The following is a 15,840-nucleotide window of genomic DNA, read 5'->3' as shown; positions in this document are numbered from 1 at the left end:
TATAATTAGTTTTAATTCAACTTCTTTTTACTTTTGCACAAACTAAAAATACATCATGATTACGTTTTTTAAAAAATGGTTTGGTTTTAGTGACAAAGTAGAACTTACAGAAAAAGATATAATGAAAAAATTCTTAATCGTTGGCTTAGGAAACATAGGCGAAAAATATGCGAATACCAGACATAATATTGGTTTTAAAATCCTCGATTATTTAGCTGAAACCAATGATATTTCATTCGAAACCGTAAAACTTGGTGATGTTGCCACTTTAAAAATAAAAGGAAGAACCCTCATTCTTTTAAAGCCTAGTACGTTTATGAATCTTAGCGGAAAATCCATAAAATACTGGTTAGAAAAAGAAAAAATACCATTAGAAAACCTACTCGTAGTCACCGACGATTTAAACCTTCCTTTTGGATCACTCAGGTTAAAAACCAAAGGCAGTGATGGAGGTCATAATGGCCTAAAAGACACGCAAGATAAATTACAAACGGTAAAATATAACCGCTTTAGATTTGGCATAAGTAATGAGTTTAGCCAAGGGAGACAAGTTGATTACGTTTTAGGAGAATGGACTAATGACGAAAACGCACAACTTAAAGAACGCTTAAAAATTTCGGCAGAATTGGTGAAATCTTTTGCTTTAGCCGGAGTAAATACTACGATGAATCAATTTAATGGAAAATAAGATTTAGTTTTGTTTTCCGTACAGCCTCTAAATTAAAAATAGCAATACCGTTTAAATTTGAATCTAAAATCAGCAAAAGTAACAACCATTGGTACCTTCGACGGTATCCACATTGGACATCAAAAAATCCTTAAACAGGTGGTAGCTCTTGCTAAACAACAAGGGTATGTTCCGGTGGTACTAACCTTGTTTCCACATCCTAGAATGGTGCTCCAAAAGGACAATTCTATTAAGTTATTAAACACCATTGAAGAGCGCATAGAATTGCTAAAATCGCATGGCATAAAAGAGGTGATTGTAAAAAAATTCACTAAAGAATTTGCCAATCTTTCTGCTCAAGACTACGTAAAACAAATTTTAGTTGATGAATTAAACACTAAACAAATTGTTATCGGTTACGATCATCATTTCGGCAAAAATAGAAGTGCTAATATCACAGACCTCAAATCCTTTGCTGATCGCTATGATTTTAAAGTTGAAGAAATTTCTGCGCAAGATTTAAAAGATGTTACCGTGAGCTCTACAAAAATCAGAACCGCCTTAAACCAAGGTGAGGTGGACTTAGCTAATTCGTATTTAGGCTATAATTTCTTTATCACCGGAACTGTAATAAAAGGAAAAGGCCTAGGTAGAACGATAGATTTCCCTACCGCAAATATTAAGGTTACAGCAACCTACAAACTCATTCCTAGTAATGGAGTTTATGTGGTAAAATCGATAATTGAAGACAAAACGGTTTTCGGGATGATGAATATTGGTACCAACCCAACCGTTGATGGCAAAACGCGTTCTATTGAAGTTCATTTTTTTAACTTTAACAAAGACATATACGATTCTGAATTAAAAATTGAATTTTTAAAACGCTTACGTAGCGAACAAAAATTTGAAAATTTAGAGGCCTTAAAAATGCAACTTAAAAAAGATATGGTAAATGCCTCAAGCTATATAAAAACCGTAAATGAATAAGTTTCTATTTAAACATATAGACAACTCGGGACTCATCGTTTTTAGAATCATTTTTGGGTTACTGTGTTCTTTAGAAGCTTTCGGAGCCATTTTTACCGGCTGGATTAGACGTACATTAATAGAACCCGAATTCACCTTTTCTTTTATTGGATTTGAGTGGCTGCAACCGCTTCCTGGAAATTGGATGTATGCCTACTATGCCGTAATGGGCATTTTTGGGCTCTTTATAATGTTAGGCTACAAATATAGATTTAGCATGCTTATGTTTGCGTTTATGTGGACAGCGACGTATCTCATGCAAAAATCGTCCTATAATAATCACTATTATTTATTGATGTTATTAAGCTTTTTAATGGTGTTTTTACCTGCAAATCGCTATGCTTCTTTAGATGTTAAACGAAATCCATCTCTTCAAAGTATCTCCATGCCTAGTTGGTGTAAATGGATTTTTGTGCTACAGTTATTTATTCTATACACCTATGCTTCTGCTGCAAAATTATATCCCGATTGGCTAAATGGCTCAGTCATAGAAATTCTCATGAAAAGCAAAGCCGATTACCCCATCGTTGGCGAACTTTTACAACAGAAAACCGTACACTATATTTTAGCCTATGGAGGCATTTTATTCGATGGCTTAATTATTCCCTTATTACTTTTCAAACCCACCCGAAAATACGCCTTCTTTGCATCTATTTTCTTTCATTTATTTAATTCTATAGTCTTTCAGATTGGAATTTTCCCTTATATGTCCCTAGCGTTTAGTTTGTTCTTTTTTGATCCTAAAATCATAAGAAACATATTCTTAAAACGCAAAGACTATTATGACGCTAATGAAATTATTATTCCAAAACACCACCCCGTATTAATATCTTTATTTTCAATTTATTTTATAATTCAAGTCGCTTTACCACTGCGACACCATTTAATTAAAGGTGATGTGTTATGGACCGAAGAAGGTCATCGTTTATCTTGGAGAATGATGTTGCGTTCTAAAAGTGGTAGAACCACTTATTCGGTTGTTAATGCGGATACAAATGAAGCTATTCCAATTAAGTTAAATGATTATTTAACCAGAAAACAGCAACGTGGTGCGAGCACTAAACCAGATATCATTTGGCAATTTTCGCAACATCTTAAACAAGATTTTGCTAAAAAAGGCATCCCAATACAGGTGTTTGTAAATTCTTTTGTGAGTGTTAACGGAAAGCCATCAAAGCGCCTTATTGACCCAAAAGTTGATATTGCAAATGAGGAATGGCACCACTTTAAACACCATGATTGGATCTTACTTTCAAAATAATAACTTCCGTAGTTTCGCGCCGTAAAAACCTATTGTCCTTTAAATCAGATTTTACAATATAAAATAGAAACTTTTTATTTTTATCTGGTCATTTTCTTTTTACTTTTGTGGCTTATTTTCCTATACCAACTGGTATTAACTTAATAGATAGATATGTTACAAGTTGCTTTTATACAAGAGAACAAAGAAGACATCATTGCACGTTTAGCAAAACGAAATATAGATGCCACCGAAATGATAAATGATGCCATTGCTTTTGATGAAGACCGAAAAGCAATTCAGACAAAATTAGATAATACAAAAGCAGAATCTAACACTCTGTCTAAAGAAATTGGTCATTTATATAAGTCTGGAGAAGCTCAAAAAGCAAATATTCTTAAAGAAAAAACCACGCAACTAAAGGAAATTACTAAAACTTTAGAACAAGAGCTGAACGATAAAATTGAAGCCCTTTCTCAATTATTATACAGAATTCCTAATGTTCCTAATCCTATTGTACCAGCAGGAAATACGGATGAAGACAATGAAGAAACCTTTAGAGAAGGTAACATCCCAAAATTACATGAAGGCGCTTTACCGCATTGGGAATTAGCCAAGAAATACAACATCATCGATTTTGAATTAGGAAACAAAATTACAGGTGCAGGTTTTCCGGTTTACATAGGTAAAGGTGCCAGATTGCAACGTGCTTTAATCGCTTATTTCTTAGATAAAAATACTGCTGCTGGCTATACAGAATACCAAGTCCCACATTTAGTTAACGAGGCCTCTGGTTTCGGAACGGGTCAATTGCCAGATAAAGAAGGACAAATGTATCATGTAACTGCAGATAATTTATACTTAATTCCAACAGCAGAAGTACCTGCAACCAACATCTTTAGAGATACCCTTTTAAACGAAAGCGATCTACCAATTAGCATCACAGGTTACACTCCTTGTTTTAGACGTGAAGCAGGTAGTTATGGTGCACATGTTAGAGGATTAAATCGTTTACACCAATTTGATAAAGTTGAAATCCTTCGTGTTGAGCATCCAGATAATTCTTATAACGCCCTAGATGGCATGGTAAATCATGTGAAAGGAATTTTACAAGAGCTAAAATTACCTTATAGAATCTTAAGATTATGTGGAGGTGATTTAGGATTTACGTCAGCTTTAACTTATGATTTTGAAGTCTTTTCAACAGCACAAGACCGTTGGTTAGAAATATCTTCTGTATCTAATTTTGAAACGTTTCAAGCGAATCGTTTAAAATTACGGTTTAAAAATGCTGATGGTAAAAACGAATTATGCCACACCTTAAATGGTAGTTCTTTAGCATTACCGAGAGTTTTAGCTGGTATATTAGAAAACTACCAAACAGAAGATGGTATTAAAATACCTGAAGTTTTAGTGCCATATACAGGTTTTGACATGATTTCATAATCTAATAAAAAACAACGTATTATATATTAATTGTTAAATTAAAGTGCATTTCAGCGATTATTATGGTATTTCTTCGCTTTATTCATAAAATTTTCAGAAGTTAGTGAGCCCAGACTAAATCGAATTTATCATGAAAAATTTAAAACGGATTGTATTACTCGTTTCATTAATTGCTATAGCAAGCAAGGTTTTGTTTTAGCTATTAAGTATTTTAATCTTTTTAGTTATAACGAAAACGTTAAACGACTACATTAACAAGTAATATTATAGAACAGAATCTAGTCAAGATAATTGAATCATATTTTATAAGAATAGTGGTTAATAGCACATTTATTTTGCTGGTAGAATGTCTAAACTTATGTTTAGGCATTTTTTTATACTTTTTTTCACTAAATCTACCTTAGTCATTTATTATATTTGGAGTTATAAGGACTTTTACAGTTTACTAAAACACAAACATGCAACAGCGATTTTTCGTTTTACTTTTATTATTTGGTTGGTATACGGGTTTCGCACAAAACAGCGAAACTCAGGCCGAAAGCTATTATAAAAAAGGGGAGTTTAAAAAGGCATTGATTATCTACGAAAATTTAGCTAAAGAAAAACCAACCAACTATAATTACACATACAAACTTATAGATATATACCAACAAGTAGAGCAATATGATGATGCTGAAAAACTTATTCTTCATCAATTATCACAAGGCTCAAACCCCACTATGGTGATTGCTTTAGGCTATAATTTCCAATTAAAAGGAGACCTAGAAAAAGCGAACAAAAACTATAACGAAGCTATAGCGTATGTAAATGAAAGACCCAATTACGTTTACACTATTGCCAGGAAGTTTGAAGATTATTCACTTTTAGACAAAGCCATTCAGGTTTATGAAATAGGCCAATCTTTAACACCTGACAAAAATTACAGTCTCCAATTAGCACGTATTTATGGAGACCAAGGCAATATAGAACTAATGTTTTCTAACTATATAAATTATATCGCCTACTCACCAAATCATCTCAATAGCATTAAACGCGCATTAAGCGATTTCATTACAGAGCAAAGCGATAACGAAAATAACATCTATTTAAGACGCTTACTGCTCAAAAAAATACAACAAAATCCCGAAGAATATTGGTACGAAATGTTGAGCTGGCTCTACGTTCAAGAAAAAGCATATAATAAATCATTTATACAAGAAAAAGCCCTTTACAAACGAAGTCAAGAAAGTTTATATCGCATTATCGAATTAGCAGCAATAGCCCAAGAGGATAACGACAATGAAACTGCAAAAAACATTTACAATTTTATCTTAGAAGCAACTCAAAATGTAGGAGCCATTTTAAGTGCACATCAGTCTATTTTAGAAATTGACACTAAGAATGCAGATGACAAGCAATTACAACAAATTAATGACACTTATCTGTCCTTATTCGAAACATACGGAAAAACTGAAGCCACACTTCCGCTACAACTTTCTTATGGTAATTTCTTAGCCTTCAACCTAAAAGACACAGAAACAGCAACACGATTTCTAAAAGCATGTTTAACTTTAAATGTTTCAAAATTTCAAAAAGCAAAAATCAAATTACTCTTGGCAGACATCTTAGTGCTTCAAGAAAAGTTTAACGAAGCTTTAATCTACTATTCTCAAATTCAGGCCAACCTAAAAAATAGCACCATTGCACAAGAAGCACGTTTTAAAGTGGCGAAAACAAGTTATTATAAAGGAGATTTTGATTGGGCAGAATCACAACTTAAAATTCTAAAATCTTCAACCTCGCAATTAATTGCTAATGACGCTTTAGACTTAAAGTTATTGATTTCAGACAATAAATATGAAGACAGCACACAAACGGCTTTAAAGTTTTATGCTAAAGCCGATTTATTAGCCTTTCAAAATAAAACCGATGATGCCATTACTCTTTTAGACAAAATTTTAGAAGAACATAAAGGAGAAAGCATTACAGACCAAGCCTTGTATCAACAAGCTAAACTTTACGAAAAGAAAAAACAATACACTAAAGCGGAAGTTAATTACAAAACAATCATTAAAGATTACGGAGAGGATATTTTGGTAGATGACACACTGTACTATTTAGCAGAACTTTACAACCTTCATTTAGCACAACCCGAAGAAGCTAAGCTACTTTACGAAAAAATAATATTTGAACACCAAGATAGTATCTATTTTATCGAAGCTCGTAAAAAGTTTAGGATGTTGCGTGGTGATAGTATTAATTAGTTTGCAGTCGCAGTATTCAGTTCTATAGTTTAATGCATAAAAGCCAAAAAATTAATACTTTTGTAAATCACATCTATTTTCCATTACCTAATTCTATTCCCTAATACCTAATACCTAAATAATGATCATATACAACGTTACTCTTAATATAGATAAAAGCATATCCAAAGAATGGCTAGAATGGATAAAAGAGCACATTCCACAGGTCTTGGCAACAGGTAAATTTAAAGAAGCCAAACTCACTAAAGTTTTAATAGAAGATGCTGAAGCAGATACGTATTCTGTGCAATACAGAGCACACTCAAGAGAAGCTTTAGATGCGTATTACGCCGAACATGCAGAAGCCTTAAAACGCGAAGGATTACAACGTTTTGGAGATAAAGTATTATCCTTTAGAACTGAGTTAGAAGTGGTAGATGAATATGCCGTAAAATTTGAATAAACCATTAAACATTAGTTATAGCGCTATGAAATTCTGCGTCTCATCATTCTCTAAAATTTACAAGAAATAGAGAATAATTAAACAACTCTGCCAATCTCTGTGCATCTCAGCGTATCTTTGTGTTATAACACTTTTGCGCCTTTGCGCTTTCGTTAGAAAAATAAATACATGACAGTAAGAGCAAAAAAACATTTAGGCCAACATTTCTTAGAAGACGAATCTATTGCACAGCAAATTGCAGATAGCTTATCTCTTGAAGGGTATAATGATGTTTTAGAAATTGGTCCAGGAATGGGAGTGCTTACGAAGTACCTTCTAAAGAAAGATACGACAACGCATGTTATTGAAATAGATACAGAATCGGTAGATTATTTAAAAAACAACTACCTTAATCTTGCGGATAGAATCATAGAAAAAGACTTTCTTAAATACGACTTAAGCCTCGTCTTTGAAGATAAACCCTTTGCTATCATTGGGAATTTCCCCTATAATATATCTTCTCAAATTTTGTTTAAAACTTTAGAATTAAGACATCAAATTCCTGAGTTTTCAGGGATGTTTCAAAAGGAAGTTGCCATGCGCATCTGCTCTAAAGAAGGCTCAAAAGTATACGGTATTTTATCAGTCTTAACGCAAGCCTTTTACGATGCCGAATATTTATTTACTGTACCACCAACCGTTTTTAATCCACCTCCCAAGGTAGATTCTGGAGTGCTTTTATTAAAACGTAAAGCGAACTTCACCTTGCCTTGTGACGAAAAATTATTTTTTAGAGTCGTAAAAACCGGTTTTCAACAACGAAGGAAAACATTACGCAACAGTTTAAAAACATTTAATCTGTCAGATAATTTAAAAGCAAATACTATATTTGGGCAACGACCAGAACAACTAAGTGTTTCACAGTTTATAGAGCTGACATCGTTAATAGAAAATGACGCCAACTAATTTCCTCTGCTGTTACACTAATTAGGGGGCGAAGTGCATTATTTTAAAAAAGCATTAAAAATTAAGTGGAAGAAATCCAAGACAACATACAATTTCAATTGACTGATAAACTTATAGAAAAGGTAGAAGTCCTTGTCGAAGAACAAAACGACAAAGACTTAAAAGTCTTGCTAAATGAGTATCACCACGCAGATATTGCCGAAATTCTAGATGACCTAGATCTTGATGATGCTGTTTATGTTATAAAACTTCTAGATTCTGAAACAACGTCGGAAATCCTTATGGAACTCGATGAGGATATCCGAGAAAAAATACTTAGAAATCTATCTACTAAAGAAATTGCCGAAGAGGTTGAAGAATTAGACACCGATGATGCGGCAGATATGATTGCTGAACTTCCTGAAAACCGGCAAGCTGAAGTTATTGCATACATAGAAGACCACGAACACCGAGATGAAATTCAAGAACTTTTAGCTTATGACGAGGATACTGCAGGTGGACTTATGGCAAAAGAGTTAGTGAAAGTTTACGAAACTTGGACTGTTGCAGGTTGTTTACGCAGAATTAGAGGGCAAGCTAAAGATGTAACTAGAGTACACTCTGTTTATGTTGTAGATAAGCATGACAAACTTATTGGCAGATTGTCTTTAAAAGATTTAATCATTTCTAAAAGCGATACAAAAATTGCAGATATCGCTAAAGACAATGTAGATTGGGTACATGTTAATGACGATGTAGAAGATGTTGCAAAAGTGATGGCTAAATACGATTTAGAAGCCATTCCAGTAGTTAATGATGACCAGATTCTTTTAGGCAGAATTACTATTGATGATATTATAGATGTTATTAGAGATGAAGCAGATAAAGATTACCAATTAGCAGCTGGTATCTCACAAGATGTCGAGGCTGATGATAGTATCCTTAAATTAACCAAAGCACGATTACCCTGGCTATTTATTGGTATGTTTGGAGGTCTTGGCGCGGCTAGTATTATAGAACAGTTTAATGATAATATGGGTAATTTTATCGTATTACTTAGTTTTGTTCCATTAATACAAGCAACAGCCGGAAACGTTGGAGTGCAGTCTTCGGCTATTGTAGTTCAAGGTATCGCCAATGGTACTATTGATGGTAAAATCTTAAAACGATTATTTAAAGAATTTTTACTAGGTTTGGTCAATGGTGTAGCAATTTCGCTTGTTGCCATCCTTATTACGCATTTTATATTTGGAACTCCTTATATAGTATCTATAACTATAAGTATTGCGTTAATTGCTGTAATTGTTATGGCTGCTTTAATTGGCACATTTATTCCTATTTTTTTAGACAAAAAAGGCATTGATCCAGCCGTTGCAACAGGCCCTTTTATTACTACAAGTAATGATGTTTTTGGAATTTTAATTTACTTTCTAATCGCTAAACTGGTTCTCGGTATTTAAAATTATGTACGTATTACAACAAAACCCAAACTTTCACTACTGGTTTTTTTGTAAAAATGTAAAAGAGCTTAAACGTGCCGTTCAACTGCGCAGCAAACACAAGCTCTTACTAAAATAGAATCTATGTAAAATCCTTAAAAACAGTCAAGATTTTAATAAATTTTAAACAAACATCGATACCTAATTGCAACACAAAACTTTGTAACTTTACTACATCGCAAGACCTCGCAGGTCTAAATATTAATTAAACAGATTCCCACTTTCGCGGAGAGTAACATGAAAATACTACACTTAGATTCTAACCACCCTTTACTCCTAAGTCAGCTAAACGATTTAGGATTCACCAATCACGAAGATTACACGGCTTCAAAATCAGAAATAGAAGCGAAAATTTCAGAATATGACGGTATCATTATCCGTAGCCGATTTACCATTGATAAAGCTTTTTTAGATGCCGCTACAAACCTAAAATTCATAGGTCGAGTTGGTGCTGGATTAGAAAATATAGATTGTAATTATGCTGAACAAAAGGGAATATATCTTATTTCTGCACCAGAGGGCAACCGAAATGCTGTTGGTGAACATACTTTAGGTATGCTATTATCCCTATTTAATAAATTAAACAAAGCAGACAGGGAAATTAGACAAGGCAAATGGTTACGCGAAGACAACCGCGGACTAGAGTTAGATGGAAAAACCATTGGAATTATTGGTTATGGCAATATGGGAAAAGCTTTTGCTAAAAAATTAAAAGGCTTTGATGTTGAGGTCCTCTGCTATGATATAAAAAGCAATGTCGGTGATGCTAACGCAAAACAAGTAACTCTAGAAGAATTAAAAGCAACAGCAGATGTATTAAGTCTTCATACACCACAAACGGATTTAACTTTAAATATGATCAATTCAGATTTTATCAAAAGCTTTAAAAAACCGTTTTGGTTAATTAATACAGCGCGTGGTAAAAGTGTCGTAACTCAAGATCTGGTTTCAGCGTTAAAATCTGGCAAAATTATCGGAGCAGGACTGGATGTGTTAGAATATGAAAAATCATCCTTTGAAAATTTATTTTCTTCAGATCAAGTACCAGAAGCCTTTAAATATTTAATTGCATCTGAAAACGTTTTACTCTCACCTCATGTCGCAGGCTGGACAATTGAAAGTAATATAAAACTTTCACAAACTATCGTTGATAAGATAAAAGCAAAATTTTGCTAACTTAGAAGCTCACAATATCCTTTTTAAATATGACATACAAAGCGACATCTCCCGAAGATTATATAAGTCAAGTTCCCGAAGAACGCCAAAACGCTTTGCAAACATTAAGACAAGTTATAAAAGATAATTTACCGAAAGGCTTTGAAGAAGGCATACACTACAACATGATTGGTTATTATGTCCCACATTCCATCTATCCAGATGGTTATTATTGTGATCCAAAAACACCTTTACCGTTTATGAGTTTTGCGTCTCAAAAAAACTCTGTCAATCTTTATCACAGCGGTATTTATGCCAATCCAGAATTATATGATTGGTTTGTAAACGCCTATCCAAAGCATTCTAAACGAAAATTAGATATGGGAAAAAGCTGTATCCGATTTAAAAAAATAGATGAGATTCCATTTGAACTCATAGGAGAACTTGCTAGAAAAATGACTTGTGATGCGTGGATAACCATTTATGAGTCTAACATAAAGAAAAAGTAGAAAAAAGAGAAGTATAATATTTAGGGTTTCATCTAATGAGATCCTGAAATAAATTCAAGATGAAATGAAAAAACGCGTCACAGGAATTGGAGGTTTATTCTTTAAAACCAAAGATCCAAAAGCTGCAAAAGATTGGTATAAAAAGCATCTAGGTTTTAATACCGATGATTATGGCTCTACCTTTTGGTGGAAAGACAAAGATGGCAAAGATTGCTCTACACAATGGAGTCCATTTGCCGAAGACTCAAAATACTTTGAGCCTTCAAAAAAGGACTTTATGTTTAATTACAGAGTCGAAAATTTAAAGGAACTCCTAGAGACTTTAAAAGAAGAAGGTGTTACTATTATCGGTGATATGGAAGAATACGATTATGGTAAATTCGGATGGATACTTGATAATGATGGTAATAAGATAGAACTTTGGGAACCGGTAGACAGTGCTTTTCAATAAATTTAATAGATTAAAAAAACGCACTTGTCTTATTTAGAAATTCTTCAATCGTATCATTTAACTGCATTACAATGGTTAGCCATTAGTTTTGCAGTTTTTTTATTAGGGGTATCCAAATCTGGTATAAAAGGAGTAAGTATAATAATCGTTGTGATACTAGCCTTTGTTTTTGGAGAAAAAGCTTCAACCGGTATTTTATTACCCATGCTCATTTCTGCAGATGTATTGGCTGTTATTTATTACAATAGACATGCCGATTGGGCTGTTATAAAAAAACTAATCCCATGGATGGTTGCTGGTGTGTTGGTTGGCGTATGGGTTGGCAATGATATTCCTGAAGTTGTTTTTAAAAGACTCATGGCAATTATAATACTCGTTTCTGTTATTATAATGCTGTACTTAGAAAAGCGAAAATCCACCAACGTCCCAAATAATAGATTGTTTTCCACTGGTATGGGCTTTTTAACTGGTTTTGCAACTATGATTGGCAATTTAGCAGGTCCTATTGCTAATATTTATTTTCTCACTATGCGTTTTAAAAAAAACGAATTTATAGGAACTGCGGCATGGTTATTCTTTATTATTAATCTCATAAAACTGCCTTTTCATATTTTTATTTGGAACACCGTTACTGCAGAATCCTTAGTCTTAAATTCAGTTTTACTTCCTGCCGTCGCTGCCGGATTTTTATTAGGAGCCTACATTGTAAAATTAATTTCGAATATCAATTACAGACGCTTTATTTTAGTAGTTACAGCTATTGGCGGCTTAATTATGTTGTTTAGATAATAAATAATTACTAAATTTTACACACCAACAAATATGTAAGTAGATTAACATTATTTTACTAACTTTATAGTCTAACCAAAAAAACTTAAAAAATGTCAGATGATAATAAAGATTTAGGAGACGATCTTAACGATATGTTGGACGATGCTAAAGATAATGCTAGAAAAGCAGGAGATAAAATAAGCCAAAAAGCTAGTGAATTTTCAGATGATGCTAAAGAATTTGGGCGTGATGCTAAAAGAGCAGCTGATGATTTTAGCAATGATGCCAAAGAAGTATTCAGTGATGGCAAAAATGTTGCTATTATTGCCCATATTACCTTTATTGGGTGGATTATTGCTCTTGTAATGAATAGCAGTAATAAAACCGAATTTGGATCTTTCTACATAAGACAAATTTTAGGTTTAATTATAATAGGTGTTGTAACATCTTGGATTCCTATTTTAAATTTAGTCATGTGGATTGTTTTATTTGTAGCATGGTTAATGAGCCTTATAGCTGCATTAGGTGGCGAAATGAAACCAACATTTTTACTTGGAAAACAATTCCAAGAATGGTTTAAAGCCTTATAAACTTATTAAAAACCCAGAATTTACATTCTGGGTTTTTATTTTTTCCTCAATCTCTTAATTATAGTCTAAAGGTAAAGTATCACCGATTCTTTGACTCCCCATTACTCCACTAAAATAAACCCCTATTACAGGCGCATAGTTCCCATACACGTCAACATAAAATTCTGGAATTTCTAATTGAATTTCAGATTGATTCTTTTTGTCAAAAAGAATAGCGACCTTTTCTTTTAAGGTTACTTTTTTTAAATTTAGATGTCCTGTAGTTTCTACAGTAAAAAAAGACCATTCGTCTACTCTAAATTTATTGTGGAATATGGAATACCCTTCTTCATTTAGACTGTGGTTATATAGCGAGCGCATAAAGTGCTGTACCGATCCTTTGTAAGCCTTACTCCTCTGATTTAAAGTCCTTTTTTTAGTGGTATCCAAACTTTTATAAAAAGAGGTTCCAAAATATGTTACTGAATGTATTGTAAATGTGAAGGTCTTAAGGTTCATGGACCTAAAGTTGATTTCAAAATCCATGACATCATATAAAACCTCATATTGTAAGGCTCTATTTAAAATCTTGAGTGGAGTTTTAGAATCAGCATATAAAGCCTTATTCTTTTTATCATATTTTAAAACTAAATCGTCTTCGTTTAAAATCTTACAAGACTTACCAAACTTAGATGTTCCTAAAAACTCTTGCCTAAACAGTTTTAGTTTCTGTTTTCGTGTTAAACCATCATCATATTCCAAAAGAACTTCATCTAAAGCATTATCTGCTTCAACAAGTTCTATACTCACATTAGACTTACTTCTATAGTCTGAAATTAAAACTTTATCGTAACCTAAGTAAGAAATAACTAGCGTAGATTGTACTGCATCTGAATATTCAATTGAGAATTTACCATTACGATTTGTAGTTGTACCAATTGTTGTATTATCAAAATAGACAGCAGCAGTTTCAATAGGTTGTTGTGTTATTTTATCGATAACACGTCCTGATAACGTTTGCGACAAGCAATATAAAGGCAATAAAAAGACAAAAACACTGGTCTTACTTATCTTCATTGCTATCTACAAACTTGCGCTCTAATTCCGCTTGAAACTCCTCCATTACAGGTCTTACAGTACTTTCTGGCAAGTCTTCAATTTTAATATACATTAAACCATCAACGGCATTATTAAACAACGGATCAACGTTAAATGCCACAAGTCTAGCATTCTGCTTTATATATTTTTTAAGTAACACTGGTAATCGTAGCGCCCCTGGTTCTACTTCATCGATAATCTTATCAAATTTATTTAAATCAGCTGCCGTAGCATCAAAAACAAAATCCTTATCAGCATCTTTAAGCTTTACCTTAAATTCCTTTTTAGGATGCACATATTGTGCCACATAAGGATCATAATAATGCGATTTCATAAACTCAATCATCAAACTTTTTGAAAAGTTAGAAAACTGATTACTGATACTCACTCCACCTATTAAATATTTATGTTCTGGAAAACGTAACGTAATATGCACAATTCCTTTCCATAGTAAAAACAAAGGCATTGGCTTTTGCTGATATTCTTTAATGATAAATGCACGTCCCATTTCTATGGATTGGCTCATCATTTTATGTAATTCAGGTTCAAATCGAAATAAATCTTGTAAGTAAAAACCATCGATACCAAAACGTTCAAAAATCTTAGATCCTAAGCCCATTCGATACGCACCAGCAATCACATTTTTTTCGTTATCCCATAGAAACATGTGATGGTAATAGGTATCAAATTTATCTAAATCAATAGCCTCATTGGTCCCCTCACCCACTTCTCTAAATGTAATTTCTCTAAGCCGTCCTATTTCTCTTAAGATATTAGGAATGTCTTTTGCAGACGCCAAAAACACTTCATAATTTTTGCTTTCTAAAAGTCTAGAATCATTTATTCTAAGCTTATCTACCTCAGCAATCATTACTTTTGGTGCAATTGGAGTCACAATACGTTTTGGGATTTTTGTGACTTTTAGCTGCGATTGAATATTATCTAAAATCTTAGGTTTATCTTCAAATGTTTTAGACAACATATACGTTTTTCGTCTTAAAAACTCTGAAAATTCTGGAAGCGTTGGATGTTCCTTTTGATCTTTTACCGAAATAGCTTTACCGACTCTTACTTTAATTACACGACGTTTCTGAGTCAATACTTCTGAAGGCAACTTAGCAGTCCTTAGCGTATCACTTAATTTAGAAAGTCTATAAAATAATCGACTATTTTTAGCATGAAAATAAATAGGAACGACAGGCACTTCGGCTTTCTGAATTAATTTCATAGCAGCCACTTCCCATTCTTTATCAACCACTAATTTACCATCGCGATACGTTGAAACTTCTCCTGCAGGAAACACTCCTAACGGATGCCCTTCTCTTAAATGTAAGATTGCATTTTTAAAACCAGCAATGCTACTCGCTGCGTCTTTTCTGCCTTCAAACGGATTCACAGGCATTATATAAGGCTTAAGCGGCTCTATTCGGTGTAACAAGAAATTGGCAATAATTTTAAAATCACTGCGCTGCTCTATCATTAACTTTAAAAGTAAAATACCGTCAATGCCACCCAATGGATGATTAGAAATCGTAATATAAGGTCCTTCTTTAGGGAGACGTTTCATATCTTCCTCAGGGATTTCAAACTTAATCTGAAATTCTTCTAAAATAGCATCAAGAAAATCGACATTACTTAGATGTTTATTTCGCTTATAAAACTTATTTATCGTAGATATTTTAAGGACCTTCATCAATGTCCAACCAAAAAAAGTACCTAAGAAGCCATACTTATCTGCATGAATTGCTTTTGCGACTTCTTTTGCGGTTACTAAACCAGTATCGGATGATTTCCCCATAA

General features: G+C 33.2%; 15 protein-coding genes. 13 read left to right on the top strand and 2 right to left on the bottom strand.

Going from position 1 to position 15,840, the window contains the following annotated elements:
* Nucleotides 1-55 precede the first annotated feature (55 nt).
* The 13 genes from pth (at nt 56) to ACXGSQ_RS04615 (ending at nt 12,963) form a co-directional block, all read left to right on the top strand.
* Nucleotides 56-688: an aminoacyl-tRNA hydrolase gene (gene pth, locus ACXGSQ_RS04675; protein WP_458628467.1), complete on the top strand. Its 633-nt coding sequence runs from the start codon at nt 56-58 to the stop codon at nt 686-688.
* 57 nt (nt 689-745) lie between these two features.
* Nucleotides 746-1,654, top strand: a complete 909-nt coding sequence (locus ACXGSQ_RS04670; protein ID WP_458628466.1) for a bifunctional riboflavin kinase/FAD synthetase — start codon at nt 746-748, stop codon at nt 1,652-1,654.
* Nucleotides 1,647-2,954, top strand: a complete 1,308-nt coding sequence (locus ACXGSQ_RS04665; protein ID WP_458628465.1) for an HTTM domain-containing protein — start codon at nt 1,647-1,649, stop codon at nt 2,952-2,954. The genes ACXGSQ_RS04670 and ACXGSQ_RS04665 overlap by 8 nt, the downstream gene beginning before the upstream one ends.
* 153 nt (nt 2,955-3,107) lie before the next feature.
* Entirely contained in the window at nt 3,108-4,379 is a 1,272-nt protein-coding gene (serS, locus tag ACXGSQ_RS04660; RefSeq protein ID WP_458628464.1) for a serine--tRNA ligase, read from the top strand.
* A 458-nt stretch (nt 4,380-4,837) separates the two neighbouring features.
* Entirely contained in the window at nt 4,838-6,622 is a 1,785-nt protein-coding gene (locus ACXGSQ_RS04655; protein ID WP_458628463.1) for a tetratricopeptide repeat protein, read from the top strand.
* 121 nt (nt 6,623-6,743) lie between these two features.
* The gene (locus ACXGSQ_RS04650; protein WP_458628462.1) at nt 6,744-7,064 is read left to right on the top strand and encodes a DUF4286 family protein; all 321 of its coding nucleotides are present in this window, start codon (nt 6,744-6,746) and stop codon (nt 7,062-7,064) included.
* A gap of 168 nt (nt 7,065-7,232) precedes the next feature.
* Nucleotides 7,233-8,009: a 16S rRNA (adenine(1518)-N(6)/adenine(1519)-N(6))-dimethyltransferase RsmA gene (rsmA, locus tag ACXGSQ_RS04645; RefSeq protein WP_458628461.1), complete on the top strand. Its 777-nt coding sequence runs from the start codon at nt 7,233-7,235 to the stop codon at nt 8,007-8,009.
* A 65-nt stretch (nt 8,010-8,074) separates the two neighbouring features.
* The gene (gene mgtE, locus ACXGSQ_RS04640; RefSeq protein ID WP_458628460.1) at nt 8,075-9,448 is read left to right on the top strand and encodes a magnesium transporter; all 1,374 of its coding nucleotides are present in this window, start codon (nt 8,075-8,077) and stop codon (nt 9,446-9,448) included.
* A gap of 276 nt (nt 9,449-9,724) precedes the next feature.
* Nucleotides 9,725-10,663 carry a 2-hydroxyacid dehydrogenase gene (locus ACXGSQ_RS04635; protein ID WP_458628459.1) on the top strand — a complete coding sequence of 313 codons (939 nt, stop codon included), beginning with the start codon at nt 9,725-9,727 and terminating at the stop codon, nt 10,661-10,663.
* Nucleotides 10,664-10,692: 29 nt separating this feature from the next.
* Nucleotides 10,693-11,151, top strand: a complete 459-nt coding sequence (locus ACXGSQ_RS04630) for a DUF1801 domain-containing protein (RefSeq protein ID WP_458628458.1) — start codon at nt 10,693-10,695, stop codon at nt 11,149-11,151.
* A 64-nt stretch (nt 11,152-11,215) separates the two neighbouring features.
* Entirely contained in the window at nt 11,216-11,602 is a 387-nt protein-coding gene (locus ACXGSQ_RS04625) for a VOC family protein (protein ID WP_458628457.1), read from the top strand.
* A 24-nt stretch (nt 11,603-11,626) separates the two neighbouring features.
* Nucleotides 11,627-12,391, top strand: a complete 765-nt coding sequence (locus ACXGSQ_RS04620; RefSeq protein ID WP_458628456.1) for a sulfite exporter TauE/SafE family protein — start codon at nt 11,627-11,629, stop codon at nt 12,389-12,391.
* Between the two features lie 92 nt (nt 12,392-12,483).
* Entirely contained in the window at nt 12,484-12,963 is a 480-nt protein-coding gene (locus tag ACXGSQ_RS04615) for a YtxH domain-containing protein (protein ID WP_458628455.1), read from the top strand.
* Nucleotides 12,964-13,017: 54 nt separating this feature from the next.
* Here the strand turns inward: ACXGSQ_RS04615 and ACXGSQ_RS04610 are convergent, their stop codons facing one another.
* Together ACXGSQ_RS04610 and ACXGSQ_RS04605 are read right to left on the bottom strand one after the other, a co-directional pair.
* Nucleotides 13,018-14,019 (bottom strand): carboxypeptidase-like regulatory domain-containing protein, encoded by a 1,002-nt coding sequence (locus tag ACXGSQ_RS04610; RefSeq protein WP_458628454.1) that lies wholly within the window; start codon nt 14,017-14,019, stop codon nt 13,018-13,020.
* Complete coding sequence (locus ACXGSQ_RS04605) at nt 14,006-15,838, bottom strand: GNAT family N-acyltransferase (protein ID WP_458628453.1); 1,833 nt, start codon at nt 15,836-15,838, stop codon at nt 14,006-14,008. The genes ACXGSQ_RS04610 and ACXGSQ_RS04605 overlap by 14 nt, the downstream gene beginning before the upstream one ends.
* Between the last annotated feature and the right edge of the window lie 2 nt (nt 15,839-15,840).

Source organism: Winogradskyella sp. PC D3.3 (assembly GCF_054366245.1).
This window is presented reverse-complemented; position numbering and strand designations above follow the sequence as displayed.